Here is a 25,360-nt window from a genome sequence, read left to right on the forward strand (position 1 = left end):
TTGAAATACAGGTTCAGTCTTAGAACTTGATTCTTACTCCGGCGTTGGCAATAAAGCCATCGTTGCGGGACCACATATCCGTAGTCCACTGACCGGAAGGAGCTCTCTCAGGCAACAGCAACGGGTGGGTGTCGCTTTGTTTGATGTTCAGCAGGTTCTCCAGGTTGATAAACCAGCTGAAACGGCCTGTGGTGATTTCCCCCATCAAACCCAGGTGCCAGTAAGGCTCGGATTTGTCCATGTATGGGTTGTCATTGAGGCGTTGAGTTCCTGTGTAATAAGCCTCAAAACCGGCGCGGAAGTTACCGTGCTGTTCCCACATGGCGACAAAGCCGGCGGAATGCTCAGGGGTGAGGGCCATTTGCTGACGCTGACCTGTGCTGTCCGCCTGTTCGGTGGCATCCAGATACAGGTAGCTGGCGGTCAGCTTCACATCACCCAGATAGTATCTGAGCAACACTTCAGAGCCACGGATCTGACTTTCGCCCCGGGCATTAACCAGACGCACACGATCCAGAGGGCCATTGTCGGTGGAGGAGAATGCTTCCAACTGGGTGGCATTGTGGATATCTGAGCCAAACAGAGTCAGGTTGGTTTCCAGATCACCCAGACGATAGGTGAAGTCCAGCGACGCGGTTTCCGCGGTCTCTTCCTTCAGGTCACCCAGAGGTTCAAGTCGGGACAGACCGGCAGCTTCAATCTCTTCTACAAATGGCGTTGGTGCATAGTAGCCCTGACCCCAGGAGCCACGAACCGTGAACTCATCGGCGCGATAGAGCATGGACAGTCTTGGACTGACCTGTGTGCCATATTCGCTGTGATCGTCGAAGCGGCTGCTGACCGAGGCAATCAGGTCATCAGTGACATGGTAGTCGACTACGGCGAACACACCGGGCACTTCATAGGTGTAGTCAAAGCTTGAATAGTTGTCTGACTCGTAGCGTTCTGACTGGTAAGCCGCACCCAGCACCCAGTCCAGGTTATCCAGGTAACCTGACAGGCTGGTTTCCAGCAGGTAGTTGCTGTGCTTGTCGTTGTCCTGATCGACGCCATAGGCGTGGAAGTGGTCCTGCACCATGGCAGAGGCGCGGGTATTGAAAGTCAGGGTTTCTCCAACCGGACGGGTATAAACCAGACCGCCATCGACCCGCTCTGAATCCTGAATTTGTACGAAGGGATTTCCGTCAGCGACGGTATGGCCTTCCAGAGTGCCGCCCTGACGGTTCTCGGTCATAAAGCCTGCAGTCACATACAGGGTGTCGCCTGCATCACCTTCGTAGAACATTCTCGGGCGCAGTGTATAGCGCTCATATTCAGGCAGATCGGCCCAGCCATCAGCGTCCAGATCTTCCATGCTCTGATAGTGTGCACCGGCAGTGACAGACCCTTTGAGATTGTCTGTAATCGGGGTTTCAGCGTAGGCAGTAATGTCCTGGCCGTTCTCTGTGGTGGCGTTGAGCAGCAGTTCACCAGCCGCCTCATCTCCTGGCTTGCGGGAGATCAGGTTAATGACGCCGCCCAGTGCTGAACCGCCATAGAGTGATGAAGCGGAACCCTTAATCACTTCCACCTGGCCAAGATCTGTGGGTGGGATCTGCAACAGTCCAAGGGATGAAGCCTGGTTACCATAAAGCGGCAGACCGTCGGCCAGCAGCTGGGTATAGCGACCATACAAGCCCTGCAGGCGCACATTGGCACTGCCCAGAGCAGGTGATGTGGTTTGTACTCTTACGCCACCGGTTTCAGCCAGCAGCATGGAGATGTTGCCCGGACGCATGGCGGCCTTCTCTTCGATCTCCTCACGCACAATGGCTTCAACCCTCATGGGTTGGTCATCAACAATCCGGCCAAAACGGGTGGAGTGCACCACAATGCGCTCCATGTCATGGTCATGCCCATGCTCGTCGCCGTGTCCATGTTCATCCTGATGGCCGTGCTCATCGCCATGGCCATGTTCATCCTTGTGGCCATGCTCATCGTCTTGACCATGTTTATCTTTATCTGTGTGGGCCTGGTGCTCTGAGCTTGCATGCGCCTTGTTTGAGCGGTCATGGGCGAGTGCGTCGGCGGCAACTGAAACACTGCCCAAAGACAGTAACAGCAGGGTTGCGGGAGAGAATTTAGCCATCTTGATGTGACCTATAGTGTTGAATAATGGGTAAATGATAGGATGCAGGCTAAAGCTTACAGCCACTGGAAGGTCAAGATGAAAATTAGCGAACTGGCAGCAGTTACCCAGGTCCCTACAAAAACGATTCGCTATTACGAGCAGGAAGGTTTGTTGCCTGAGGCCAAAAGAAGTGCCAATGGTTATCGCTACTATGGTCAGCAGGATGTGGATACCTTGATTTTTATCCGCAGGTGTCGCTCGTTGAATATTGCCCTGAGTGATATTCGCAAGCTGGTGGAGGTGCAAAAGCAGCCACAGGGTTGCTGCTCTGTGGTGGATGATATTATCGCTGAGCAGTTGGCGAAGATTCAGCAAACCCAAAGGGAGCTGGCCAAACTGGAGGCGTCACTTACGGCATTAATCACCTGTGAGCACCACAAAATTCAGGACTGCAGTATTCTGCAGCGCCTTAAGCAGGCTGAATGCTGCTAATACTTGTCGTCACTCAAGTTATTTGATACCCCGCTGGCAGCTTTCCAGGCTGCCACCCACAGAAAAAGGCCATCTGGCTCTCAATCGAAAAAATCTATCCACCACAACTTTTCTTTTTATTTCATTAGCTAATGCGGCATTGCTCAGATGTGCCCGGATCCACCCTCTGGATTGTTTAAAAAATACACTATAGTTTAATTTGTACTTTATGGTTCATTTTGACATTTAAGTTCAAGTTGAGGTGCATGGTGTTGACTGATGACATAACAGAGATAGTGAGCAGAACTCAAAGCTTGATTAGCGAGGGCTTTTACCTTGAGTCTGGAGTAATACAAACGCCTTTGCTGCACAGCAAACTCTTATCTGAGCAGCTGGGCTGCAACCTGTACTTCAAGTGTGAGAACCTGCAAAACACAGGGAGCTTCAAAATCCGCGGGGCGACCAGTGCTATCACCAGGCTGGTGGCGCGGGATCCACACGCTGAAGTGGTGACGGCCAGTTCGGGAAATCATGGTATTGGGACGGCCGCTGCCGCCAAGGCCATGGGTGTGCCGATCACCATCTATGTACCTGACAGTGTCAGTGAGGTGAAGGCTGAGAAAATTGAGGCCAGGGGAGCCAGGCTTATCCGGGTTGCAGGCGGAACAGAAGTGGCAGAGCAAACGGCGCGATCTGTGTCTGGCGGTGGCTCTATGGTCTATATCAGTCCTTACAATGACCTTGATGTGATTAGCGGCCAGGGCACCCTGGGCTGCGAGATTGCAGAGCAATTACCCGGGGTGGATTGCATCTACGTCAGTGTCGGCGGTGGCGGTTTAATCTCTGGTATTGCTGCCAATATCAAACACCTTAAGCCAGAGGTAAAGATGACAGGGGTTTGGGCGGAGAACTCGCCTGTGATGCTGACCTGCATGAAAGCCGGAAAGGTGATTGAGGTTGATGAGCAGCCAACACTGTCTGATGGCACTGCCGGGGGACTGGACAGTGACAGCATCACTTTGCCTCTGTGCCAGCGTCTTATCGATGAGTGTCAAACCGTATCGGAAATTGAAATTGCCAGAGCCATGATGAGTGTGTGGCGGCAACATGGCATCTATGTCGAAGGCTCTGCGGCCGCGTCGTTGGCTGCCGTGATTAAAGATGCGCCCAAGCTCAAGGGTAAAAACGTGGTGGTGTTGTTGTGTGGCGGCAATATAACCGACGAGACATTCGCCGCCGCTGAGGAGGTCAGCAAACAATGAGGCTTGTACCTTACTCAGACATCACCGCTTCTACACCGGCACCACAGGCGTTAATGGCAGCGCTCAAACAAGGGTTTATCGACTTCTCCCTTGGCTTTTATGACATTGCTCCAGTTGGCTACCTTAAACTGCCCGCCGGGGAGCTGCACCTTAAGTTTGGCCGGGCGGAACTTGGGGAGTGGGTTGTTATCAAGCTGGCTTCCGGCTGTTATGACAACCATTTACGTGGGTTACCATCCAGCTATGGCTGCATAATGGTAATGGATGCCGCCACCGGACAAATGGTGGCATTGCTGGAAGACAGAGGCTTGCTGACCGAACTGAGAACCGCGGCAGCCGCTGCCATGCTGGCGAAGGAGGTCGCGCCTGATGCCAAAGTGCTTGGGGTTATTGGTACCGGGACTCAGGGCTATTATCAGGCGCTGTATCATTGTCGTGCCCTCGGCTTGAAGCAGGTGCAGATATATTCCCGCAGTCCCGACCGGGTTGAAACCCTGGCGAGCAAGCTCGCGGCTGAGGGGATTCAGGTCGTCAGGCATTGCTCCGCTGAGGCTTTGTGCCGACAGTCAGATCTGATCGTGACAGCGACCCCCAGTGAGGAGCCGATAGTGGCGCTGGATTGGTTAAAGCCCAATGTGCATATTAATGCGGTGGGAGCCGACTCACCGGGAAAGCGTGAGTTAAGTGAAACTGTTGTACAGTCCGCAAAGCTGTTGCTTGCCGACAGCATGAGTCAGTCGCTGGAGCATGGAGAGTTTCAATACCTGGCAAAGGCTCAGGCGGAGGAGGTCAGGGAGTTCGGTGAGTTCCTGGCCAGTGGAGAACGTGTTGGTGATGGGATTAGCATTGCAGACTTCACCGGTGTCGCGGTGCAGGACATTATTATCGCGTCTCTGGTTTATCGGGAATATTTGAAGCGACAGGATGGGTCTTGGAAAGGCTCTCTGTAAAAGGGTAAAGATGGATCATTTCACACTGTTACAGCGTTATCAGGGGATTGCCGATGCAGTCAGTTTGCTGATGCCCGGGTATGCCGAGGTGGTATTACACGATTTGAATGAAAATCAGGTTCTCTATATTGCAGGCAATGCTTCTCACCGCAGGCCGGGTGTGGACTCCGGGCTGGACGGCATCAGCTTTGATTCTGAAGAGACTGTGCTGGGCCCCTATGAAAAGGTCAGCCCGGAAGGCAAATCAATCCGTTCAATCAGTGTGGTGTTGAGGGACGATTCGGGTTCTGCACGGGCCTTGTTGTGCATCAATGTTGATCTGTCGAGTTTTCAACATGCGCGGGATATTCTGGATCTGTTTTTGAAGCAACATACCCATGACGCCCAGCCTGAAAAGCTGTTCAGGGATGATTGGCAGGAACGGGTCAATCAGTTTATCAGTAATTGGCTGGCAGAGCGTCAGCTCGCCCTGCACAACCTTACCCGTGATCAGAAACGTGAACTGGTGATCAGCCTTGATGAAACCGGAGCGTTCAAGGGCAAGAATATGACCCGATATGTTGCGGGAGTGCTGGGGCTGGCCCGGACGACAGTGTTTAATTATCTGAGGCAAATCCGGGATAAGACACTTTAGGGTCAGCTGGACTCAAACACTCTGTGTTCTGCCTTCGGCCAGTCGCTGGCCAGGGCTGGAATGTCACCTTTGAACAGGGCAACAAGGTAATCGCTAAAGCTGAGTCTGTGCAGCTGGAAGCCTGAACCTCGCACTTCACAGGTCATAGTTGGCCAGGTATCCGGCTGGCCCTCGGTGAGCCAGCCATAGTAATTGCCGTTGTCATCACTGGCGCAGGGGAGAAAGCCGGGTGAGTGAGGAAACAGAGAGTAAGCAGCTTGCGCTGGCAATGCTTGTCGAAGCGATGTCTCCGCCTGCAGGAATCTTTGCTGCTCTTCAATAAACTCTGGCGTAAACGGATTCCATATCCACAGAAAGTCTCCCAGCGTGCCGGAACCATAGGTTTGTATCAGCTGCCGAAAGTCCGAAGGCAAGGCTGTGGTCAGCTTGAGTTCTGTGTGTTGCCACAGTCCAGGTTTATCAAGCCCGGTTGGCTTTGTTGGTGGCGGGATGATTTGGCTCAGTGGGCTCATATCAGCCACATCGACCATTTATCCATTCACTCATGACGATATGGGTGCGGATCCGGGTGACATCGTCATGGGCATCAATTTGCTCGCGTATCTCATGCAAGCGCTGCATGGAGTCAGCTTTAAGGTGCACCAGAAAGTCCATTTCGCCACTGATACCGTGACAGGTGATGATTTCGGGAAATTGGTTGAACAGGGTGACCAGATCTTTGCAGCGACGGCTGCGATGATGAACTTCAAAGTAGGCAGCGACACCGGTTTTCTGGGATTCACTCAGCAGCACCTGATAGCCGCGAATAACTCCTGATTGCTCCAGTTTTTTGAGCCTGTCGGTCACTGCGCTGCGACTGAGATTAACCTGTTGCGCCAGTGCCGACATGCTTTGGCGGGCGTCCTGCTTGAGAGCGGCGATAATTGCCTGATCGAATTTATCCATCCGGCTATCCTATAGTCAGTGCTGATATAGATGCAATTACTCACTTAACTGATTAAGGAAACACTAACTTTTGCCTTTCTCCGTTACCGAGATCTTTTCCACACCAGCCGTTTTAACCTGATCCATCACCTTGACCACCAGACCATGGCGGGCTTCTTTTTCTGCCTGGATCAGAACGGCTGCCTCGGGCGCTTCAGCCAATCTTTGCTGCACGTTGGGGGTGACCCGTTCCACATCCACCAGGCGGTCGCCGATTCTAATCAGGCCACTGTTCTCAACAGTGATCAGGATATTGTCACTCTTCTTGGAATTGGTAGGCGTGTTGTTCTCCGGGGTGTTGTATTCAATCCCTGTTGGTTTAACAAAGGAGGTGGTCACGATAAAGAAGATCAGCATGATAAATACAATATCGAGCATGGGGGTCATGTCGATTTCTGCTTCTTCATGCTCGTGGGCGTGTTTTTTTCGTTTCATGTTTCCTCCCAGGTAGTCCCTGGTTGTTAGTGCACCTGTTTGGTGCTTTATGTTGTTGGGTGAAAATGCAATGCAATGCAACCAACCGAATACTAGGTCTGTTGTGCAAAATCACACCACAGTTTTTTTGCTGGTTTCAGCAGGCTTTTGCGTGAAATTTGAACTGCGTCAGAAAATTCGGGTTGCCCGACTCCGACAAAACAGCGCCTGTATAGCTTTGTTTCCGTCAAAGTGAGGGGAATTCCGGCAGTTTGCGTCTGGTGAACTCCGTATACTGTTGCCAGTTTGTAACGCGTGGGGGTGAGATGAGCGCAACGATTGGACGCTGGCAGGGAGCCAGCCTGTTGGCGACAACATTGCTTGGAACCGGAGTGTTTATTTTGCCCCAATTGACCGCTGCCGCGGCTGGTGAACAGGCGCTGATAGCATGGCTGCTGCTGACGCTGGCGATAATTCCGGTTGCCATTGTGTTTGCCGCACTGGCGGGACGCTACCCCCATGCTGGTGGCCCCGCCTATTTTGTGGAGCAGGCTTTTGGTGCCACAGCAGGGCGCACCATAGGACTGATCTTTTTGCTGGTCGTCCCGCTTGGAATGCCCGCCGCCCTGCTGATGGGGTATGAGTTTATCCATGCTCTGCATGCCTTTGAGGGCAACTCGCCTTTGTATATTCAACTGGCTGCCATTGTGCTTTTGTTCGCCCTTAACTGGCCTGGATTGCAATTGTCGGCAAAGTTTCAAATGGCCCTGACGCTGGCGATGGTCGCCGTGGTGCTGTTTATGTTGGTGATGTCTGGCGCCATGGAGTCACAAACTCAAATGACCCCTTCCGGGCTTGCCGACTTTGGCGGCGGTGGTGTGATGGCGGCGCTGGCGATCGCTTTCTGGAGTTTCCTGGGGTTGGAAGCCATGACCCACCTTGCGGCAGAGTTTAAATCCCCCAGAGAGGATATGAAGCTGGCCATGATCGGCGGCACTGTGCTGGTGGGGGGGCTTTATCTGGCCTGTACCTGGCTGGTCCTGGCCTATCCCAATGACGAATCCCTGGCAATGGTGGGAATTTTGCAAAGTCTGCTGGGAGGTTTTGGTCAATGGATTATCTGCATACTCGGCTTGGCCAGCAGCCTGGCTACGGTCAATGTTTACTGTGCCGGAACCTCCAGGCTGATTGCCAGCTTTAGTGAGCAGGGCGTGCTTCCTGCCCTGCTCAAGCAAAGGAATCGACATGAGGTCCCCGCGCTGGCGATGGCAATATTGCTGTCCCTGTCGGCGCTGGTGACTGCGGCTGTGCATTGGTGGCATATCGATCTCGAGTCTTTGGTGGTGTGGGTCAATGGCGTGTTTGTGATCATCTATATGTCGGCAATGATCGCCGCCGTGCGGCTGTTGCCCCGGGGATATCTGACGCCAGTGGTGTTGGCGCTGGGCTTTTGTTTGCTGATGGCCTGGAGTCTGGCCGGGGACATGATGTATGGCGTGGTGATCACTATTGGCGTAGCTCTGGCGCTGCACTTAAGGGGGCGGAGCAAGACCAATATTGCGTCGATCTGACCTGATCCCACCTGTTTTCCCTGACTTAAAAACAGCAGGTCGTTATCTCCTCGTCTATATTTTTTATAGAGGATAAAAAGGAGAAAGAATTATGGGATCTGCGGCACTGCTTGAAAGAATTGATGACCTGCCACGTCTCCCCAAAGCGATTAGTGAGCTCTTGGATGCAGTTAATGATGAGTCCGCCACTATTAAGGGAATTGCCGAGAAAGTGTCGCAGGACCAACTGGTTACCGCCCGTGTTTTGAGGATGGCCAACTCGGCTTACTTCGGCCGCAGCCGGGAGGTGGGGAGTCTGGATGAAGCTGTTATCCGTTTGGGGATGCAAAAGCTCAGAACCCTGGTGATTGCCTCGGCGGTGGTGGGGGCCATGCCGGAGATTGAGGGCTTTGATATTGGCGAGTTCTGGGGCCACACCTTTGAGGTAGCAGTTCATTGTCAGGCCATGGCCAGAAACGTCGATGGTGTCGAACCAGATGCTGCCTTTACCTGCGCAATTTTGCACAGCATTGGCGATATGCTGATTGCCGTAGTGGCACCAGACAAGGTGCTGGAAATTAAAGATGAGATTGCCCGGGGGATGGAAAAGGCCCAGGCCGAAGAGAGAGTACTGGGATACGATTCGGCGCAGTTGGGGGCGCTGTTGGCAGAGAACTGGAAGTTCCCGTTGCAGTTGGTGGATGGTATTCGATTCCAGTACGAGCCCAAGCGCTCCCGTCCTTACTCTTCACTCGCGGGCTTGCTGCACACATCCAAAGCGTTAATTGCCGGTTGGGATGAGGTGTGTGACACAGATAAGTCCTGCTGGATGTCACAGAAGGCTGCCGATGCCGGTTTACGACTGCAGATGTCTGAGCTTGCCGGTACCCTGGAGGAGATCCGTGGCCAGGGCTATGAAATGGGCAAGATGTTGGCCTGATGCCAATGATTGAATTAAAGAAGCCGGCAATTGCCGGCTTCTTTCGTTAGCGCATCTCCATGGCGCGGTTTCTCAGCTGTATTAACTCGGAATGTTTGAGATAGAGCAGTTCTGACATACGGCGGATAATCTGATCTTCATACTGGCACAGTTGACCATCTGCGTAGGCAAGTTGCCACATCGCCAGTACCAGGTTTTGCTTCTGATCCAGTGTGAAGGCGTCGTTCACCTCATTGGTGAACTCATAGAGAGAAGTGGCTTCATTCTGTCGGGTCTTGGCTGTCATCAGCAGATCCCGGCTGTCTTCGGGGCTCAGGCCCAGGGTTTCCTGCATCACTTTGGGCAACAATTGCTCCTCTTCGGGAGATAACACCTCGTCGGCATAGACAACTTCCAGCAGCATGCTGGCGGCGGCCAGATCCAGGTTTCGTTGCTTTTCCTCGGGCGTTTCTGCGTGCATATGGGCGTTCAGAAACTGTTTCAGCTTGGCAATCATATCCACCACTTATATCAGAGAAAGCTTTCTTAAAGCCTAGCAAATCTTAATGCTGCTGACAGCATATGGATATCTGTCAGGCGCCTGAGATGAAAGCAGTTTAATTTGGAATAAGGGTGTCGCAGAAACAACAAAGGGGCGATAAGCGCCCCTTTGAAAGGTGTTTGAGCTGCCTGGAGTTACAGGAAGCTGTTCAGACCCTGACTCAGCAGATCAACGGCTTCGTTGCCTGAATTTTGCTGCAGATATTGCTTCAGCAGGTTAACCATAGGCATGGCCAGATCTTTGGAGATGCCCAGCTTTTCAAAGGCGTCATACACCATAGCGCCGCCCTGCAGGGATTGTCCCAGATCGCCAGCCTTGGACAGCAAGCCCGACATGCCTTCGTTCTGTTCCAGCAATGGCGCAGCGGCCATCAGCAGATCTGCGCCTGGAATATCCTTGGTGAGCTCCGAGAACTGGCCGCTGTCGAGGGAAGATTTGGCGACATTCAGCAAAGTCCCCAGACCACCTTCAGCCTGTTTCTGATTCAGGCCAAGCTGGCCCATGGCTTCACTGACCAGTGGGTTATCTGCCAGCGCTTGAGTTGCGGGTTGGGTCTGCTCCGTTTTTTGTTCTTCACCGCCACCGAACAGGTCATCAAACCAACCAGCATGGGCAGGAAGGGTAAGTGCGCTGAGCAGCAAAATACTGCATGTCAGGGGAGATTTCATAGTGACTGCCTCTGTCTCGATTCAAAATGAGCACCATAATAGCCTGATTTACAAATCTGTTGCATAGTTTTCTGGTTGTATCTTAAGGCGCGCTTCAGGCTACAGATGCTAATCTCGCTGCGAAACTAAAACCCCTTGTTACCTTATTAAGCCAGACATCGGCTTTCCAAACTTGGGGGGATTTGGGTATTCTTAGCGCCATTATTGTTTGATTTTCTATTAACTCTTTGGGAAGGCCATGTCGTTGTCTGCCATTTTCAGTGAAGCCCTGTACTTTTTCCGTAATCATCTGCGTCAGCTGGCCATTTTGACCGGCCCGCTGTTGCTGCTGCAGGTGGGTCTGCAGTTATGGCTGGGGAAGCAAATGCTGGCGCTGGATCAAAACAATCCGGAATTCAGCAGTATGCATATGGTTACCCTGATGGTTCTGCTGTTGATCTTCTCCTGGCTGATCGCCGCGCTGACCGCGTTTCTGGACTGGCGCTCTCAGGGTCATGAACCTACCAATAACCAGGTGCTGTTCGGCAGCCTGCAGTTTGTGCCGACTCTGCTGCTGGCGGGTGTGTTCTCAGGTATGGCGATTATTGCGCCTGTGATGCTGGGGGCTGCTTTTGGTGGCTTATGGATTATCGGCTTGCCTATCAGTGTGTATCTGTTCGCCCGTCTGGCTTATGTGAACTTTATGGTGGTGACTGAAAAGCTTACACCACTGGGCGCGATTAAGAGCAGCTTTACCTTCAGTGGCCCGATTGCCATGAAAACCATGCTGGTGTTGATGATGTATATCCCACTGTCGCTGGTGGGTGGCACTCTGAGTGCAGTAGTGGCGCAGGCTGGTCTGGTGCCTCAGTTGATTATGGATACCCTGCTGGCCTTTGTTGGCCTGTTTGTGAATATCGCTTTGTTCCGCTTGTATATGGTGACCCGCGCGCAACACGCCGGTGAGTAAGGAGAGCGGACATGAAGGATGCTGATTTTGTCCGAAGTTTGGTGCCGGAGCTGGCCCCGGATTATGAAGAAGCCAAGGGTTATGTCGGCGATGTGCCGACCCAGGCGCTGCTGCATATACGCACCTTTGCCCATAAGCTGGCAGAGCGGTTGGTCGGGGACAAGGTCAGCTTCGACAGCCCCAATCTTTACGACAGAATCGAGCAACTGAATCAGTCCCGTCTGATCGACGTACCCACAGCCAGAGCCCTGCATAAACTGCGGGGCCATGGTAACCGTGGTGCCCACCCGGAAAAGTACCACCTGACCCGTGAGCAGCTGCAAACCCTGGCCGCTAAAGCGATACGGGATTGCCTGTCACTGTTGGAACACCTGCACTATAAATGGCATCGCAAGCCTGCTCCTGAGTATGAGTTCGATGCCACTTCGACTTTGTCTGCCAGGGAGCTTTGCTACCGCGCTGTGATGGAGGATGACCCCAAGGCCCAGTATCTGCTTGGCGTGTCACTTAAATCCCGTGCCCTGATGGAGCTGGAGCAGGAACAGGCGCTGGCCGACAGCGCTGATGTGGTGCCGCTGAAGTTCTCAGACAAGAGTTTTGCCAAGGCCGCTCATTGGTTCTCACTGGCCGCAGACACTGTGCCCGAAGCCCTGTTTGAACATGGTGTGGCGCTGCTTCATGGTTACACTTCGGCGCCGGATCCCTGCGCCGGTGAGCAGTCCATCGCTGAGGCGGCAGAGCAGGGTGTTGAAGCGGCTCTGGCACTGCTGGGTTACTTCTATCTGGTGGGCAGCGATTGTCATGGTCAGGATGATGTCAGGGCGGAATCTCTGTTGCAGCAAGCAGCTGAGACTGGCAATAACGAGGCCATGTCCAACCTTGGGGTGCTTTGGTATCAGCGTGGTGATTTGTCCAAAGCCCACTACTGGATCTGTAAGGCTGCCCGGGAGGGATTCGCCAATGCCCAGTACCATCTGGCATTGATGCTGGCCAACGGCGAGGGTTGTCAGCGGGATTTGGAGTCCAGCGAATACTGGTTTGCCGAGGCGGCTGAACATGGGCACCTTGATGCCATGCTGGAGCGCGCCCGTCACATGTTGAATGATGACAGTGCTTTTGGCAGTGACCTGTCCAGAGCAGAGGATTATCTGCGCCAGGTGATTCGCTATGGCCACAGTGTACCGGCCATGCTTGAGCTGAGTACGGCGCTGGCGGATGGCGTACTGGGTAGAATTGATGTGGTAGGAGCGGCAGCCTTGCTGGCACTGGCCAAAGACAGGGCCAATGAGCAGGAGGCAGAGATTGTTGCGCCGCTGCGGACATCGCTGCAGCAGCAAATTGATAAGGTGCTGCCATTGACCTCAGATAAAGCAGAGATTAAAGCGTTGCAAAGAGCCAGAGAGCTGTTGGCTTGATTCTATCTGATGTTAAAACAAAGGCCTGAGTGATGACTCAGGCCTTTGTCGTTTATTCGGTTGAGGTCAGTACTGACCATTATCATAGGTCTGGCCTACGTGAGGCTTGGGCTTAAAACTGTCTTTGTCCATAAAGCCGGTACGGACATAGTCCTGGGAGGTTTCCCACTGCGCAGTATGCTCCTGTTGCTCATAGCGGCGTTTCATTCTTGAAATCGCCAGTCGGCCTGTAATCATCAGCGCCAGCAGGGCAATTGCGCCAATCGCCAGCAGGACAGGCAGGGCGATAATGGCTACAAACAGTGCCGCTCCGGCAACCAACACGGCCAGCAGTCGTTGCACACCAGTCAATTGAGTCATTTGCAGTCGGTACATAGTTAACCTCTTTCTTGTATTCAGGGTCAGTTTGCACCGGGTGATTTCCCAGATCGAGTGAAGAATAGTTTATTTCTGTAACCAAACGTACAGGCTGAAACATTTAAACGAAAAAAGCCGCTACCCATAAATCGGCAGCGGCTTAAAAGGTGCGGTTTTACAGCATGGTCATCTGGCCTGTGTAAAGAATGAAGTTACGCAGCAGCAATACGCCCAGCAGGCTCATACTGGCGGTAAACGCCACATAGCTGAATCGACGTTGAGCAGAGGCGGTCATAAACAGGTTCATCGCCAGCGGCAGTGACAGACCCAAACCAATGATGCCACCCCAGAATATCCACCCCCAGAATCCCTGACCCAGTGCGTTGCCAGCGGCTTCAAGCTTGGCACCACCACTGAGCACCAGACCGGCGAAGAAGGTAAAGATCACCAGTAGTTCAATCAGGATCAGCGGGATCTCTATCTTGTGAATAAACTTCACCTCTTTGCTGTCAGGACGTCCTTTCATCAATACTCCCAGCAGCAATGCACCTGCGGCACCTGAAGAGAGACCTGACATCAGGAAGAGTACAGGCAGCACAGGATTATTGAGCAGCGGATAGCCCGGCAGTGCCGACAACAGGAAGCCGGTATAGGCACCCAGAGACAGTGACAGGATCATTGTCAGACCTGTAATGCTGGCTTCATGAGGCTTTAACCAGGCCAGAAACTTGCCGATAAAAGGCATGCGGGATGCCGTTAACCTTGTCAGTGGACGGGCAAACAGCAGTGCCAACCAGGCAAACATAAAGACCTGGAACACCATGAGTACCATCACCCCGAGAGACATGACTGACAGCGGGTTGTAGAACACCAGGATTTTCCAGAAGTCGAAGGGTTTGGTCAGGTCTATCACCAGAATGCCCAGGCCCGCCCAGATAGCCAGAGGTGCGATTAAACAGGCGGCTCTGACAAAGTTGGATTTCCAGGCATCCTGCCCCAGACAAAAATATCTGAGCAGAATGGCGAAGAAGATAGCCCCGGCTGACATGCCAGCAAGGAACAGGTAGATAGCAATGGGCCAGTGCCACACCAGTCCGTCAAAGTGGAACGGGTTCATAGGATTACCTCCCCTTTGGCTGCACGTATCTTGAAGAGTTTGGGAGAGGTTCCCAGTGACTCTTTATCTCTTGATACCGGCTGGGTGCGAACCAGTTGGTAAACACCCGACTGGGTATCCAGCAGGTCACCGAACACCAGTGCCTGGGTTGGGCAAGAGGTGACGCAGGCGGGCAGTTCCCCTTTTGACAATCGGGTTTGCTCACAGAAGTCACACTTGTCTGCGGCCCTGGTCACCGGGTGAATAAAGCGCACCTTGTATGGGCAGGCGGCGATGCAGTACAGACAGCCTACACATTTCCACTCATCAACCTTGATAATGCCTGTTTGTGGATCTTTGTATGCGGCGCCGGTTGGACACACATTAACGCAAGGTGCGTTTTCACAGTGCTGGCAGCTTTGGCGCTCGAAGTGGTAAGTCTGGTTGGGATATTCTCCGTGGGGGCCGGTACGAACGATCTCCAGCCTGCTGACCCCTTCCGGTACCTGGTTTACTTCACGACATGCCTGGGTACAGGCGTCGCAACCTATACATCTGTTTTCATCGTGCAACAGGGCATATTTACGCTGAGACGCCGGGCTACTGTGTTCACTGGCTCTGGTTGCCTGATAGGCACTCATCCCTGCCAGCAATGCACCCGCCCCTTTTAAAAAGAATCGTTTGCTCTTGTCCATGACTCAATCCTGTTTGCTTTGGTGACACTGCTGACACATTGCGGCTCTGTCTGCCTGAGTTACGCTCACCATGGGATCTTCCGTCGGGTGCAATTGGTGACACTGACTGCAACTGACCTTGTTGGAGTGCACATTGTGGGTCCACTCCAGGGTTCCAAGAGCTTGTGGGTCGTGGCACTCAATACAGGGCTTAACCTGAGTTTCGGCGGGGGTGGCAGCATTGAACACCACAAGATCTGACGCTTTTCTTGGGTGTCCCTGCTTTTCACCATGACAATCTACGCAACTGACAGTGAGGTCTGAGTTCCCATGTATTCCCTGCATGGTGCCGTTGCGTTTGTGGCACTTCATGCAGGGGCTTTTATGGATCTCTGACATTGCCGCAGAGCTGGACTCTTTTGCCTGAACCGGCAGCCAGGAAAGCAGGCTGACCAAGGCGACTAACAAAGGTAATCTAGACATCTTCAGTCCCTCTGCGGAGTCGGTCAGGCAGCTAAAGCTGTGCGAATTGCAGTTAAATCACAGGGAGAGTCCTTGCGTATCTGAATGTGATTAATATTGAACTTGGTAAATACATTCTGCAGGAATGAGTTTCTTTCCAAATCCTGCTCATCGGTAATCACAAGCTTAATTTCAGATGAGTCATGGTCGATGACTACATAATCAATGGTGCAGTTATGCAGCACTGACTTTAGGTCATCGTTATCCTGCACTTCTACCAGGTCATCCATCTTCAGACCGTACAGCACGTCATACTTGCCGCTGGATACACCGTTCAGGTCGTGAATGTAGTTCAGTACCTGTTTATTACAGAACTGAGGCTTATTTATTATATTGATTTGGCCATCATTGATACTCATATCCTTTTTAAAGAACTTAATGCAGGTCAATACAAATGATATAGTGACAAATGGCACAATCAAAAAAAGTACGAAATACATAAATGCATAGCTGGCTATTACTGATGTGCTCATAATAATTTCCTCCATCCTGGTACGAGTCACTCGTAAATATAAATATCAGAAATTAAATATTATCAGTATTCTTTATCTCAAAATCATGATCCCCAATATATTGTTATTTATGACAATGCACGGCCTAAGATTTACGGAATACTATTGAGTTATTTGTGGAATATATAAGACTGAAACCAGAATTGCAGAACCGAGAATACTTGCGCTAAGTGTATAGTGATAAAGGCTTTATTAGTAAGTTGTTGTGGTGCTGAATATTTTTCGATATCTGTTGCTTTGGTTGGATTGTTGATTAGAATTCATAAAAAGGGAGAGAGGTTCAAGGAATAGAGAAATGCTTGGTAAAGAAATCGATATTGAGAAAATTGATTTACTCAGTTTGAGTATTTTAGTTTTACTTTATGAAAATAAGTCGGCAACCATGACATCTAAAGCGTTAAGAATTCCAGCGCCTAAAATTAGTCGTTGCTTAAAACAGCTTAGAGATACCTTTGGTAATGAGCTGTTTGTTCGGCAAAGGTATGGTATGCACCCGAATGAGTTTGCCGATCAGCTTTATCCAATCGCCCGAAATATTATCGATACTGCCAAGGCTTTCAATCGACTGGATCCCAATATCATCAAGTCCAGGCAGGATTACCCTATCGCGATTCCTGATGCGATCAGCTGTACCATGATGCGTTCCCTGATCAATTTGGTGCATGACAAAGAGCACCCCATAGGCATCTCTCTGGAACTTTGGAACGGTAACTCCATCAATGAGGTACTGAACGGCAACCTTAGCTTTGCGGTTTCCTGCCACTATTCTCAGGAGCAGCTGCAGGCCTATAGCGATAAGCTGGAAGTCATTCCCATCAAGTCGATGGAAAACCTGTATGTGTTGTCCCGGGAAGGGCACAGCATTCTTGACTCAGATATCAGCTTTGAACGCATTGCCGAATACCCTTTTGTCTATACTGAATTTGGTAAGCCTGAAGAGAGAGCCAGTGCCTTCCAGCGGTTCTGTCTGGGAGAGGGGATCCCTCTTCATACTGAGATAACCATACGCAATGTCGCCTCCCTGATTGATTATCTGATTAACAGTGATGCGCTGGCGTTGACCTCTTACAGTTCGCTTTACGACAAGTTTTCAGAAATCCCTCTGCTGCACTCCTGCCAGTTGGCTCACAGGGAAACCCGCAGGATGCTGGATAAGTTCCCCTGTTCAACCCTGTTTCTGGTAAGACAAAAGGGTGTCCGGGATGCCAACCTGGACTGGCTGGTGGATAGAGTTATCAGTCTGATTCAGGCAAATCTGAACTGACCAGATCGCTGTTCACCACTTGATCTACCTTGGCCAGGATGGTTTGTTTCAGCCATTGATGGCCTGGGTCACTGTTATTTCGGCTATGCCACAGCAGTACATAGGCCAGTGGAATAAAGTCTATGGGCAAGGGCAACAGTACCAGCGGGTATAGCTTGCAGGCATGGCGGGCAAAGCTGGAGGGCAGGGTAAACACCAGATCGCTGTGGGCACAAATACTTACAGCGCCATAGAAATCCGGCACTGTGGCACTCAGGTGGCGTCTCTGGTTGGACTTGGCCAGGTGATAATCCAGTGCCCACCATTCATTACCTTCGCACCTTACCTGCACATGTGACTGGCTCAGATAATAATCCAGATCCCAGTATCCTGCCGCCTGTGCCTGCAGTGCCGGGTGCCCCTCTCTGACCAGACACACCTGTTTGTCGGTAAACAGGGTTTCGTGCTCTATCCCTTCCGCCAGATTCTCCACTTTAAAGCGGGAGTGTGGGTGCAGATCCCGCCCAGCAATGGCAAAGTCCAGTTGTCCCAATACCAGATCCTGCATGGAGTTTTCAGTCCACACATAGCTGTTAAGGCGGATATTGGGTGCGGCCTTCAGCAGGGGGCCAATAAACTGAGGAACCAATGTCTCATAGGTGCTCTCTACCATGGCCAATGAGAACTGACGCTCGCTGGAGGCGGGTACAAATCCGGGTGGCTGAGTCAATTCGTATAACTTTTCCAGCGTACCGGGCAGGCGTTCGGCAATCTGTAACGCGTGGGCGGTAGGCTTGAGTCCACGGGCTGTACGCTGAAACAGGGGATCGCCAAGCATCTCACGCAAGCGGGTGAGATTTTTGCTCAGAGCGGATTGGGTCAGGTGTAAACGCCGGGCAGCCCGGGTGACGCTTTGCTCTTCCAGCAGAACCTGGAGTACCACCAACAGGTTGAGATCGACTCTGGCAAGGTTGTCCAGTTTCACAGATATTCCTCTGAGGAATTTTTATTTAGGAATATATATCATTTCTGTTCATACCTTGTCGCAACTAAAATACTCCTATTCCAATAAACTAATCGTTACGAGAACCCGATGAGACCCGGATTGTTACCACTTTTAATGTCAATTGTGCTGCTCAGCCCTCTGGCAATTGATATTTATCTGCCTTCCATGCCTGCAATGGCGGCGGAGTTTAATGTGTCTGACAGTGATGTGCAGTCCACTCTGGTGCTGTTTCTTGCGGCCATGGGTATTGGCCAGATAGTGATTGGACCGATGGCGGATAAGTTTGGCCGCCGCCCAGTGGTGCTGGGTGGCTTGTGTTTCTACATCTTATCCAGTCTGTTGGCTGTGTTCGCCCTGGAGTTCTCTTTGCTGCAGCTGGCCCGGGTACTACAGGGATTGGCCGCCTGCAGTGCATCCATCGTGGTTTTCAGCGCGGTACGGGATTGCTACAACACCAGTGAAAGTGCCCGTATTTACAGCTACCTGAACGGGGCGATTTGCGTGATCCCTGCGCTGGCTCCTACTCTGGGGGGCTTGCTGGCGCTGCAGTTTGGCTGGCGGTCCAACTTCCTGTTTATGGCCGGATACGGTTTGCTGATGCTGTTTATTGTGTCATTCAAGTTTGCTGAAACCCGTCCGGCGTCCACAGATACAAGCTCGCCTTTGTATCGCTGGGGACGCTATAAGCCGGTACTCAGTAACAGTCACTTTATGTTTTATGCCATTACCTGCATGGCAGGCATGGGTGCCATTCTCAGCTATGTGTCCTATTCACCTATGTGGTTGATTGGTGAGTTGGGTATTGATGAGCTGACATTCAGTGGTCTGTTTGCCCTTAATGCTGCTTTTAATATCGCTGCCTGTTTTGGTGCCCCAATTGTGATCCGTAGATTAGGCAACCGACCCACAGTGATTCTGGCGCTGGCCCTGATCCTGGTGGCGGGATTGGCTGAGTTGGTACTTTACCGACTGGGCGTAGTGGCAGGGATGGCGGGCGCCATAGCCTATATGTTGCCGATGATTCTGCTGTGTATCGGTTTTGCCCTGCTGCTGGGGCCGGCGACGTCCATGGCGCTGGCACCTTTTGGCGACCGTGCGGGTACTGCCGCGGCCATGTTGGGCTTTTTCCAGATGAGTGGTGCAGCTTTGCTGACTGCGCTGCTGCAGCAAACCGGTTTGCCTGCTCCGGTTGCTGTGGGCGGTATGATGACTCTGCTGAGTGCCTTATTGCTGACCGTAATGCGACTTGAGCGATTTGCGCGTTGGCACAGAGAGCCGGTTGCCCCGTAAAACCCACAAGTAAAAGAAAGGCCTGCATTTGCAGGCCTTTCTGTAGGAGTTAATGCTCTAGAAACGCGAAGTCAGAGCAACATATAGACTCCAAACATCATTATCCGAGTTCAGGTTTACATTCGCACCTGATTGCAGAGAAAAGGTGTTGCCCAGCGGCAGCCAGTAATCAACAGAAGCAATATAAGCACTATCTGAGTTGCCTTGGTCCGGATTGAGGTAGGCGGCGTTGAGACCGACAGAAAGGGACTTTGTCAGATACCAGTCTGCATAGGTGGATAATGAGTCATACTCGCTTGAAGAGCGATTGCCATTATATTGGTGGTCGTACTCAAATCTCTCATATTCGAAACCCGCGTCTATGCCTTGGGTGGTGGGCAACTCAAACCAGCTTCTGGCGTGAGCTCCCCATCTAACGACCTCATAGTTGGATTCGTTCCAAGAACTACCGTTATCCACGTCAGACCTACTGTAGTTGAAAGCAATCTCTGTAGTCGTGCTCAGGTAATATCCTAGGCTCATATTGGCAGTTCCCATATCGCCAAAGTGATCCAGGGAGGCGTTATACCCGCCTCTTACAAACCAGTTGCTGTCGCTGACCCAGGTGCCGCCTATAAAGGCTGAATTTGAGTTTGAACCAGAGGTCATATAAGCGACATCAAGCTGGGATGACTGGGCCAAAAAGGTATTGAGTGCGAATGGCGAGTCAGTACTGACTTTATCTAAATGGTAGCTGTAATTAACACTGAACATGTCTGAACTGCTGCCATTCAGATCTGTGTATCCGAACCCGATGCTCGCTTGGTGTTTAAATTCCTGAGCTTGTGCAGAGCAGCCAATAATGGCCAATGCCAAGCTTACGGCAATTGGAGATAAATACTTCATTTTGCATCCTTTCTTGTTGTTTTTCCTTTAGCTGGAGTCCAAATATTCCAGCGCCAGCCAGACTACCTTGGTTAAGGGCGACAGCAATAGTCCAAATGATTGATATAATGCTTAAGTGTTAAAGTCAGGCAAGTTATTTAGATATGTCAAAACGTCCCCATTGTCCCCACTGTGATTACCCGCTGAATGCCTGCCTGTGCCAAGCCATACTGCCAATGCAGAGTGACACCCGGGTGGTAGTTTTGCAGCATCCCAGCGAAGTTGCCCATGCCAAGAACAGTGTCAGGTTGTTGAGTCGGGTCTTGACTGATTGTGAGTTGGTCGTGGGGGAGACAGAGCAGGACTTCAGTGCGGTCAGAGATCGGCTATTGCAGGACAGGGAGAATACTCTGGTGCTTTACCCGGCCTATGCCAGTATTGAGCTCGCCGCTATGGCCGACAGTAAGGCCAGTTCAGTTAACCCTGTGAATCTGGTAGTGATTGATGGCACCTGGCGCAAAGCGCTGAAGATCTACAAGCTTAACCCCTGGTTAGCTGAGTTGCAGGCTGTGCATCTGGGGGAGAATTATCAGGGACGTTACCGTATTCGCAAGGCAAAGCGGCCTGATAGTTTATCGACGCTGGAGGCAACGGCTTATGCCCTGGCGGAACTTGAGCCCGGACTGGACGTTCAGCCTTTATTCCGGGCTTTTGATGCCTTGGTGGAGCGCCAGCTGGCTGCAATGCCTGAAGCGGTCAGGCAACGTTACCGTGATTGAAAATATCAGGAGTGAAGGAAGCGACTGCTGAATGCCCCGGCATCCATAGGTTCGCCAAACAGATAACCCTGTCCATAGCCGCCACCCATTGTTTGCAGCAGGCTTTGTTGCTCATGGCTTTCGACCCCTTCGGCGATATAGATGATGTCCAACGCCCGGGCGAGCTGCACCACGGCAGCGAACAGTTTCTGCCCCTGGGGATCACCCAGCTGTTGGGCAAACTCTGCATCTATTTTCAGGCTGTCGATAGGCAAGCTGCCCAATCGGCTCAGCGATGATAATCCAGTGCCAAAGTCGTCAATGGCGATATGAACCCCCATCTCCCTCAGTTGAACCAGTACGCCTTTGGCCTGTAAAGGCTGTCGCAGCAGAGTGGATTCAGTGATCTCCAGAATCAGTGATTCTGCTGGCAGATTCGCCTTTGCCAAAGCATGACTGACCATGTCCACAAAATCAGGGTGCTCCAATTGCAGTGGCGATATATTGACTGAGATATTCAGTGGCTTGCCTGATGTTTCCCGCCATTTGGCAGCCTGTCGGCAAGCTTGCTCCAGTACCCATTGTCCCACTTTGACTATCATGCCCGTCTCTTCCAATTGAGGAAGAAAATCCCGGGCATCCAGTAAAGTGTGTTCATCTTTTTGCCAGCGCAACAGAGCTTCTGCCGCGATAACATGGCCCGTGTCCAGATCCACAATTCCCTGATAAGCGAGCGAGAACTGGCGCAGGCCCATGGCATGGCGCAGGTTGTTGATAAATTTAATCTTACGCTCCGCTTCCTGCTGCATGTCGGCGCTGTAGAACTGAATATGAGATCTGTGCTTCTTGGCACTGTACATGGCGGTATCGGCCAGCGAGATAAGCTGAGCTGCCTGGTCGCTGTGCTCCGGAAACAGGGCAATGCCTATACTGGTGCCGAGGAAGAATTTTTGTCCTTCCAACTCAAAGGGGACATCAAACAGCCCCAGTACTTCACGGGCCACCGTTTCCACCTGCTTATGATCACGGCAGTCTTCCAAAAGCAGGGTAAATTCATCGCCCCCAAGACGTGCTATCTCAGCTTCCCCAATACAGTGGGCTTCCAGGCGGGCAGCGACAAGCTGCAGCACCCGATCGCCGACGCCATGGCCGAAACTGTCGTTAATGTTTTTGAACCCATTGAGATCCATAAACATCAAGGCGCCAAACTTAGAAGGGTCCTGCCTGTGTCTTTCCAGCGCCTGGTTCAGCAGTTTGGTAAGCTGATAGCGGTTGGGTAGGCCGGTCAGGGCATCGGACATTGCCTGCTCAGTTAGCCTTTGTTGCTGCTGTTTGCGGGCGCTGATATCGCTGAAGCGAGTAATCAGATAAATTCGGCCATCCAGAGAATCTATCCGGCTGGTTGATAGTTGGACCGGGTAAATCGAGCCATCGGCACGCTTTTTCTGTAACTCTCCCTGCCAACTTCCCCGGGCGGCCAGCGCCTGTTGAAACTCCTGTTCTACATCTGAGGTATAGCTGTCGGCGTTGAGGAAGTCTGGCTGTTGGCCAATCAGCTGCTCGCAGCTGTAACCACAGGTGCGGGACATCGCCATATTGGCTGCCAGAATGCGATTGTCTTCGCCTGTGATGTAGATGGCTTCCTCACTGTGCTCCAGTACGCTGGACAGGACATCCGGCGGCAGCTGTTTGAAACCATGCTCAATGGGATCTCTTTGTTGACGTCTGCGCTCGATCGGGGTGATTACCAGCAGGATCACAGGATGCTGTTTTAGAATGCAGGGCCATAGCGTCAATCGGGTGGGTTTTTCATGGTCGCCATCTCGGAGCAGCCATTCCATATGCACTTTATCACCGTCCATGGCGCGATAGATGGCATCCCGGGCGGCATCTTTACTGGATACCCCCGAGTGCTGACGTCCGGGGGAAAGAGTGGACAGAGAGTGAAGACTCAGCTGATGCCAGCTGAGCTGGAAGAAATCCAGACAAGCCTGGTTGGCGCCGATAAAACTGTCGCCATCGAGCAGCGCAAAAGGTTGTTTCTCAGGAACGGCGCGAATGCTCGCCAGCTGTTGCTCAATGGCCAGACTTTCGGCGCAAAGGGAGTGCAGTTGTTGGGACCATTGAGACATTTATTACTTTTCCATCAATATGTTATTGCATCAAAAATGATGCATTTCTGGATAGCTTCCTTGAGAACTGGGTAAAAGGTAAACGCTTTTACTGCCAGACTCAATGTTACTTCCTGATTTTTTGTTATTTTTTCAGAGGTTAAGTTATCTATCCCAGGTTTGGACTGCTTGCAAAACCATGCTTCGGATAAGACTTGCTAAAACCCCTGTTTTTTAGATTGAAGACGTACTTATTGTTCTGTGTTTTTGGTTGTTCGCCTATCTTGATCGCGGTTTTAATCAGCACCTTTGAGATTTTTGTTTATCAGCTGTATAAAGGCGCTCCCGCAGTTGTTTCTGTTTTATTCTGGTACTTCACTTGTCTGTCGCCCGCATTAAATCCACTTTTGCCATGATTCTGGCATTTTCCCTGTCTTTACTGTTTCTGTTTGGATTCGCTTACTACCAAATCCTTAATGAAGTAGAGGCAGATGCCAAATCTGCCATGCAGTACATAGAGCACAGGCTGGATGAGGCTGTCAGCAGCGTGAAAGAGCTCGATCATCTGCCGTATCAGAAGTGTGATATGGACGGACAGATTTTGCTGAGAGATTTTTTCTATGATCATCTCAACAGCGGTTTGTTTCTGGTTCGCAGGCTTGAAGGTGAAGCCTGGCATTACTGTTCTATGTTTGGCTCAGTTGAGTTCAATGTCGAAGCTGGACTGAGAATCAAGCCCCTGCTGGCAAACAACGAAGAGCGGGTATTGCTTGCTATGGCAAAATACCAGAGAGAAGGGGAAGAGCGATATAACCTGTTTGTCGGATATCTGGGTGATGAAAAGATCAGCTCGGTACGCCTGATCAAGCCGGAGAAGTTCACCTTCTTTGAAGATGACAAGCGCAATTGCCGCCGGGTCGAAGTGAAGCTGAACAACGGTGACTCGGTGCTGACCATTGGGGATTACAAGGGGCGGGCGATAGAAAACATCAAGACAGAGAGTGAAAGGTATCCGGTACACCTGACCTCGGCGATTGCCGGAAAGCGGGTCTACGACAGGGCATTGGAGTTGGCACTGCTGTTTTTGCCTATCTATGTATTGCTGTTCTGGCTTTGTGGTTACTTAATTCGTCTGGTGGGCAAAGCGCGCTTGAGCATGGGGTATCGCCTTTATCAGGCGGTACGCAAGCAGGAGTTGGTGGCGTTTTACCAGCCGGTTGTGGATGTTTCCACTATGGAAATTGTCGGGGCCGAAGCCCTGATCCGTTGGGTAAAAGATGATGGGACTGTTGAGCAGCCCGGCCGCTTTATCAATGAGCTGGAACAAAGCGAGTTGATTACCCAGGTGACCCGCAGCATGCTGCAGCAGATCCCGCGGGATTTAACGTCTATTCTGTCACAGGCAAGAAACTTTCGCTGCAGCGTGAATCTGGTGCCAAAGCACCTGGAAACAGATGTGTTGGCAGACGATATGGAGCGCTGGGCCAAAGAGGGCTATCCCTGCAGCCAAATAGCGCTGGAGATCACTGAGCGACTGCCTTTGACTCAGCTTAAACGGGCGCAGGCATCCATCGACAGGCTGCGTAAGCTCGGCATTTGCATTGAGCTGGATGATGCAGGAACAGGTTATGGAGGTGCTTCCTATTTGCAGGAACTGCATATCGACATCATGAAAATAGATAAGTTATTTGTCGATACTCTGTTGCTGCCCGGCAACCGCAGTCAGGTGTTGGATGCGTACCTGCAGATGGGGCAGGCACTGGATTTGGAGATTATCGCCGAAGGGGTGGAGACTCAGGAGCAATCCGATGCACTGCTAAAGAAAGGCGTACGTTTTCAGCAGGGATATCTGTTCTCGGGGCCTTTGTCGGCGAGAGACTTTGTGTCATTCTGGCAGCAAAGGTGCAGTGGTGACAGCTGCCGGATTTTTGATGGTATCCATGGGAGGGAAAGAGATGCACAAGGGATTGATGATAGTTTTTTTGAGCCTGATGACAGTGAGCTCAGGGTGGGCCGCAGACCGTAAACCAAAATTGAAA

Annotated in this window: 26 protein-coding genes; 12 read left to right on the forward strand and 14 right to left on the reverse strand. The window is 51.7% G+C overall.

From position 1 onward, the window contains the following. Positions 1-19: 19 nt before the first annotated feature. A complete protein-coding gene (locus L2725_RS15885) occupies positions 20-2,128 on the reverse strand; it encodes a TonB-dependent receptor plug domain-containing protein (protein WP_249249823.1) in 2,109 nt (702 codons plus the stop codon). Between the two features lie 78 nt (positions 2,129-2,206). On the opposite strand from L2725_RS15885, the gene L2725_RS15890 reads away from it, so the two are divergent. From L2725_RS15890 to L2725_RS15905, 4 genes are all read left to right on the forward strand, one after another. Continuing rightward, positions 2,207-2,602 carry a MerR family transcriptional regulator gene (locus L2725_RS15890; RefSeq protein WP_249249824.1) on the forward strand — a complete coding sequence of 132 codons (396 nt, stop codon included), beginning with the start codon at positions 2,207-2,209 and terminating at the stop codon, positions 2,600-2,602. A gap of 275 nt (positions 2,603-2,877) precedes the next feature. Continuing rightward, positions 2,878-3,843, forward strand: coding sequence for a pyridoxal-phosphate dependent enzyme (locus L2725_RS15895; protein ID WP_249249825.1), 966 nt, complete (start codon positions 2,878-2,880; stop codon positions 3,841-3,843). Continuing rightward, the gene (locus L2725_RS15900) at positions 3,840-4,793 is read left to right on the forward strand and encodes an ornithine cyclodeaminase family protein (protein ID WP_249249826.1); all 954 of its coding nucleotides are present in this window, start codon (positions 3,840-3,842) and stop codon (positions 4,791-4,793) included. Before L2725_RS15895 ends, L2725_RS15900 begins: the two co-directional genes overlap by 4 nt. A 10-nt stretch (positions 4,794-4,803) precedes the next feature. Continuing rightward, entirely contained in the window at positions 4,804-5,427 is a 624-nt protein-coding gene (locus L2725_RS15905; RefSeq protein WP_249249827.1) for a helix-turn-helix transcriptional regulator, read from the forward strand. Between the two features lie 2 nt (positions 5,428-5,429). On the opposite strand, the gene L2725_RS15910 is transcribed toward L2725_RS15905, so the two are convergent. The 3 genes from L2725_RS15910 to L2725_RS15920 all read right to left on the reverse strand — a co-directional run bounded on the left by L2725_RS15910 (position 5,430) and on the right by L2725_RS15920 (position 6,846). Continuing rightward, positions 5,430-5,939: an SMI1/KNR4 family protein gene (locus L2725_RS15910; protein ID WP_249249829.1), complete on the reverse strand. Its 510-nt coding sequence runs from the start codon at positions 5,937-5,939 to the stop codon at positions 5,430-5,432. A 1-nt stretch (position 5,940) separates the two neighbouring features. After that, complete coding sequence (locus tag L2725_RS15915; protein ID WP_115136408.1) at positions 5,941-6,372, reverse strand: Lrp/AsnC family transcriptional regulator; 432 nt, start codon at positions 6,370-6,372, stop codon at positions 5,941-5,943. A 63-nt stretch (positions 6,373-6,435) separates the two neighbouring features. Continuing rightward, the gene (locus L2725_RS15920) at positions 6,436-6,846 is read right to left on the reverse strand and encodes an ExbD/TolR family protein (RefSeq protein ID WP_249249830.1); all 411 of its coding nucleotides are present in this window, start codon (positions 6,844-6,846) and stop codon (positions 6,436-6,438) included. A 305-nt stretch (positions 6,847-7,151) separates the two neighbouring features. Here L2725_RS15920 and yjeH point away from each other — a divergent pair, with 305 nt between their 5' ends. Both yjeH and L2725_RS15930 read left to right on the forward strand, forming a co-directional pair. Then, positions 7,152-8,396: an L-methionine/branched-chain amino acid transporter gene (gene yjeH, locus L2725_RS15925; RefSeq protein WP_249249831.1), complete on the forward strand. Its 1,245-nt coding sequence runs from the start codon at positions 7,152-7,154 to the stop codon at positions 8,394-8,396. A gap of 91 nt (positions 8,397-8,487) precedes the next feature. Next, positions 8,488-9,315, forward strand: coding sequence for an HDOD domain-containing protein (locus L2725_RS15930; RefSeq protein WP_249249832.1), 828 nt, complete (start codon positions 8,488-8,490; stop codon positions 9,313-9,315). 46 nt (positions 9,316-9,361) lie between these two features. Here the strand turns inward: L2725_RS15930 and L2725_RS15935 are convergent, their stop codons facing one another. Together L2725_RS15935 and L2725_RS15940 are read right to left on the reverse strand one after the other, a co-directional pair. Then, entirely contained in the window at positions 9,362-9,811 is a 450-nt protein-coding gene (locus L2725_RS15935) for a tellurite resistance TerB family protein (RefSeq protein WP_249249833.1), read from the reverse strand. A 179-nt stretch (positions 9,812-9,990) separates the two neighbouring features. Beyond that, positions 9,991-10,524, reverse strand: coding sequence for a DUF2780 domain-containing protein (locus L2725_RS15940; RefSeq protein ID WP_249249834.1), 534 nt, complete (start codon positions 10,522-10,524; stop codon positions 9,991-9,993). A gap of 238 nt (positions 10,525-10,762) precedes the next feature. On the opposite strand from L2725_RS15940, the gene L2725_RS15945 reads away from it, so the two are divergent. After that, positions 10,763-11,473 carry a hypothetical protein gene (locus L2725_RS15945; RefSeq protein WP_248936964.1) on the forward strand — a complete coding sequence of 237 codons (711 nt, stop codon included), beginning with the start codon at positions 10,763-10,765 and terminating at the stop codon, positions 11,471-11,473. Positions 11,474-11,484: 11 nt separating this feature from the next. Continuing rightward, entirely contained in the window at positions 11,485-12,888 is a 1,404-nt protein-coding gene (locus tag L2725_RS15950; RefSeq protein WP_249249835.1) for a DUF4145 domain-containing protein, read from the forward strand. A 66-nt stretch (positions 12,889-12,954) separates the two neighbouring features. On the opposite strand, the gene L2725_RS15955 is transcribed toward L2725_RS15950, so the two are convergent. The 5 genes from L2725_RS15955 to L2725_RS15975 all read right to left on the reverse strand — a co-directional run bounded on the left by L2725_RS15955 (position 12,955) and on the right by L2725_RS15975 (position 16,010). After that, on the reverse strand, positions 12,955-13,263 hold the full coding sequence (locus L2725_RS15955) for a hypothetical protein (protein ID WP_249249836.1): 309 nt from the start codon (positions 13,261-13,263) through the stop codon (positions 12,955-12,957). Positions 13,264-13,420: 157 nt separating this feature from the next. After that, a complete protein-coding gene (nrfD, locus tag L2725_RS15960; RefSeq protein WP_115136399.1) occupies positions 13,421-14,362 on the reverse strand; it encodes a cytochrome c nitrite reductase subunit NrfD in 942 nt (313 codons plus the stop codon). Continuing rightward, positions 14,359-15,036: a 4Fe-4S dicluster domain-containing protein gene (locus L2725_RS15965; protein ID WP_283164326.1), complete on the reverse strand. Its 678-nt coding sequence runs from the start codon at positions 15,034-15,036 to the stop codon at positions 14,359-14,361. The genes nrfD and L2725_RS15965 overlap by 4 nt, the downstream gene beginning before the upstream one ends. Before the next feature lie 3 nt (positions 15,037-15,039). Then, complete coding sequence (locus tag L2725_RS15970) at positions 15,040-15,498, reverse strand: cytochrome c3 family protein (RefSeq protein ID WP_249249837.1); 459 nt, start codon at positions 15,496-15,498, stop codon at positions 15,040-15,042. 23 nt (positions 15,499-15,521) lie between these two features. Further along, positions 15,522-16,010, reverse strand: a complete 489-nt coding sequence (locus L2725_RS15975; protein ID WP_115136396.1) for a hypothetical protein — start codon at positions 16,008-16,010, stop codon at positions 15,522-15,524. Between the two features lie 334 nt (positions 16,011-16,344). Between L2725_RS15975 and L2725_RS15980 the strand changes: the two genes are divergently transcribed. Beyond that, a complete protein-coding gene (locus L2725_RS15980; RefSeq protein WP_249249838.1) occupies positions 16,345-17,313 on the forward strand; it encodes a LysR family transcriptional regulator in 969 nt (322 codons plus the stop codon). Here the strand turns inward: L2725_RS15980 and L2725_RS15985 are convergent. Then, on the reverse strand, positions 17,285-18,277 hold the full coding sequence (locus L2725_RS15985; RefSeq protein ID WP_115136394.1) for a LysR substrate-binding domain-containing protein: 993 nt from the start codon (positions 18,275-18,277) through the stop codon (positions 17,285-17,287). The genes L2725_RS15980 and L2725_RS15985 overlap by 29 nt on opposite strands. A 108-nt stretch (positions 18,278-18,385) precedes the next feature. Here L2725_RS15985 and L2725_RS15990 point away from each other — a divergent pair, with 108 nt between their 5' ends. Further along, positions 18,386-19,588, forward strand: a complete 1,203-nt coding sequence (locus L2725_RS15990) for a multidrug effflux MFS transporter (protein ID WP_249249839.1) — start codon at positions 18,386-18,388, stop codon at positions 19,586-19,588. 57 nt (positions 19,589-19,645) lie between these two features. On the opposite strand, the gene L2725_RS15995 is transcribed toward L2725_RS15990, so the two are convergent. After that, entirely contained in the window at positions 19,646-20,473 is an 828-nt protein-coding gene (locus L2725_RS15995; RefSeq protein WP_249249840.1) for a hypothetical protein, read from the reverse strand. Positions 20,474-20,616: 143 nt separating this feature from the next. Between L2725_RS15995 and L2725_RS16000 the strand changes: the two genes are divergently transcribed. Continuing rightward, the gene (locus L2725_RS16000; RefSeq protein WP_249249841.1) at positions 20,617-21,231 is read left to right on the forward strand and encodes a tRNA-uridine aminocarboxypropyltransferase; all 615 of its coding nucleotides are present in this window, start codon (positions 20,617-20,619) and stop codon (positions 21,229-21,231) included. A 5-nt stretch (positions 21,232-21,236) separates the two neighbouring features. Here the strand turns inward: L2725_RS16000 and L2725_RS16005 are convergent, their stop codons facing one another. Beyond that, positions 21,237-23,342 carry a putative bifunctional diguanylate cyclase/phosphodiesterase gene (locus L2725_RS16005; RefSeq protein WP_249249842.1) on the reverse strand — a complete coding sequence of 702 codons (2,106 nt, stop codon included), beginning with the start codon at positions 23,340-23,342 and terminating at the stop codon, positions 21,237-21,239. A 358-nt stretch (positions 23,343-23,700) separates the two neighbouring features. Here L2725_RS16005 and L2725_RS16010 point away from each other — a divergent pair, with 358 nt between their 5' ends. Then, positions 23,701-25,347 (forward strand): EAL domain-containing protein, encoded by a 1,647-nt coding sequence (locus tag L2725_RS16010; RefSeq protein WP_249249843.1) that lies wholly within the window; start codon positions 23,701-23,703, stop codon positions 25,345-25,347. The last annotated feature ends 13 nt before the right edge of the window (positions 25,348-25,360 follow it).

Origin of the sequence: Shewanella corallii (genome assembly GCF_023349125.1) — a bacterium.
Taxonomy (GTDB): Bacteria; Pseudomonadota; Gammaproteobacteria; order Enterobacterales; family Shewanellaceae; genus Shewanella; species Shewanella corallii.

Bases quoted from the DNA above. Each gene is read 5' to 3' on its own strand.
- L2725_RS15920 (WP_249249830.1), bottom strand. From the start codon at position 6,846: ATGAAACGAAAAAAACACGCCCACGAGCATGAAGAAGCAGAAATCGAC.
- L2725_RS15965 (WP_283164326.1), bottom strand. From the start codon at position 15,036: ATGGACAAGAGCAAACGATTCTTTTTAAAAGGGGCGGGTGCATTGCTG.
- L2725_RS15945 (WP_248936964.1), top strand. From the start codon at position 10,763: ATGTCGTTGTCTGCCATTTTCAGTGAAGCCCTGTACTTTTTCCGTAAT.
- L2725_RS15955 (WP_249249836.1), bottom strand. From the start codon at position 13,263: ATGTACCGACTGCAAATGACTCAATTGACTGGTGTGCAACGACTGCTG.
- L2725_RS15910 (WP_249249829.1), bottom strand. From the start codon at position 5,939: ATGAGCCCACTGAGCCAAATCATCCCGCCACCAACAAAGCCAACCGGG.
- L2725_RS15975 (WP_115136396.1), bottom strand. From the start codon at position 16,010: ATGAGCACATCAGTAATAGCCAGCTATGCATTTATGTATTTCGTACTT.
- L2725_RS15970 (WP_249249837.1), bottom strand. From the start codon at position 15,498: ATGTCTAGATTACCTTTGTTAGTCGCCTTGGTCAGCCTGCTTTCCTGG.
- yjeH (WP_249249831.1), top strand. From the start codon at position 7,152: ATGAGCGCAACGATTGGACGCTGGCAGGGAGCCAGCCTGTTGGCGACA.
- L2725_RS16000 (WP_249249841.1), top strand. From the start codon at position 20,617: ATGTCAAAACGTCCCCATTGTCCCCACTGTGATTACCCGCTGAATGCC.
- L2725_RS15940 (WP_249249834.1), bottom strand. From the start codon at position 10,524: ATGAAATCTCCCCTGACATGCAGTATTTTGCTGCTCAGCGCACTTACC.
- L2725_RS15990 (WP_249249839.1), top strand. From the start codon at position 18,386: ATGAGACCCGGATTGTTACCACTTTTAATGTCAATTGTGCTGCTCAGC.
- L2725_RS15935 (WP_249249833.1), bottom strand. From the start codon at position 9,811: ATGATTGCCAAGCTGAAACAGTTTCTGAACGCCCATATGCACGCAGAA.
- L2725_RS15980 (WP_249249838.1), top strand. From the start codon at position 16,345: ATGCTTGGTAAAGAAATCGATATTGAGAAAATTGATTTACTCAGTTTG.
- L2725_RS15915 (WP_115136408.1), bottom strand. From the start codon at position 6,372: ATGGATAAATTCGATCAGGCAATTATCGCCGCTCTCAAGCAGGACGCC.
- L2725_RS15900 (WP_249249826.1), top strand. From the start codon at position 3,840: ATGAGGCTTGTACCTTACTCAGACATCACCGCTTCTACACCGGCACCA.
- nrfD (WP_115136399.1), bottom strand. From the start codon at position 14,362: ATGAACCCGTTCCACTTTGACGGACTGGTGTGGCACTGGCCCATTGCT.
- L2725_RS15930 (WP_249249832.1), top strand. From the start codon at position 8,488: ATGGGATCTGCGGCACTGCTTGAAAGAATTGATGACCTGCCACGTCTC.
- L2725_RS15950 (WP_249249835.1), top strand. From the start codon at position 11,485: ATGAAGGATGCTGATTTTGTCCGAAGTTTGGTGCCGGAGCTGGCCCCG.
- L2725_RS15905 (WP_249249827.1), top strand. From the start codon at position 4,804: ATGGATCATTTCACACTGTTACAGCGTTATCAGGGGATTGCCGATGCA.
- L2725_RS16005 (WP_249249842.1), bottom strand. From the start codon at position 23,342: ATGTCTCAATGGTCCCAACAACTGCACTCCCTTTGCGCCGAAAGTCTG.
- L2725_RS15995 (WP_249249840.1), bottom strand. From the start codon at position 20,473: ATGAAGTATTTATCTCCAATTGCCGTAAGCTTGGCATTGGCCATTATT.
- L2725_RS15885 (WP_249249823.1), bottom strand. From the start codon at position 2,128: ATGGCTAAATTCTCTCCCGCAACCCTGCTGTTACTGTCTTTGGGCAGT.
- L2725_RS15890 (WP_249249824.1), top strand. From the start codon at position 2,207: ATGAAAATTAGCGAACTGGCAGCAGTTACCCAGGTCCCTACAAAAACG.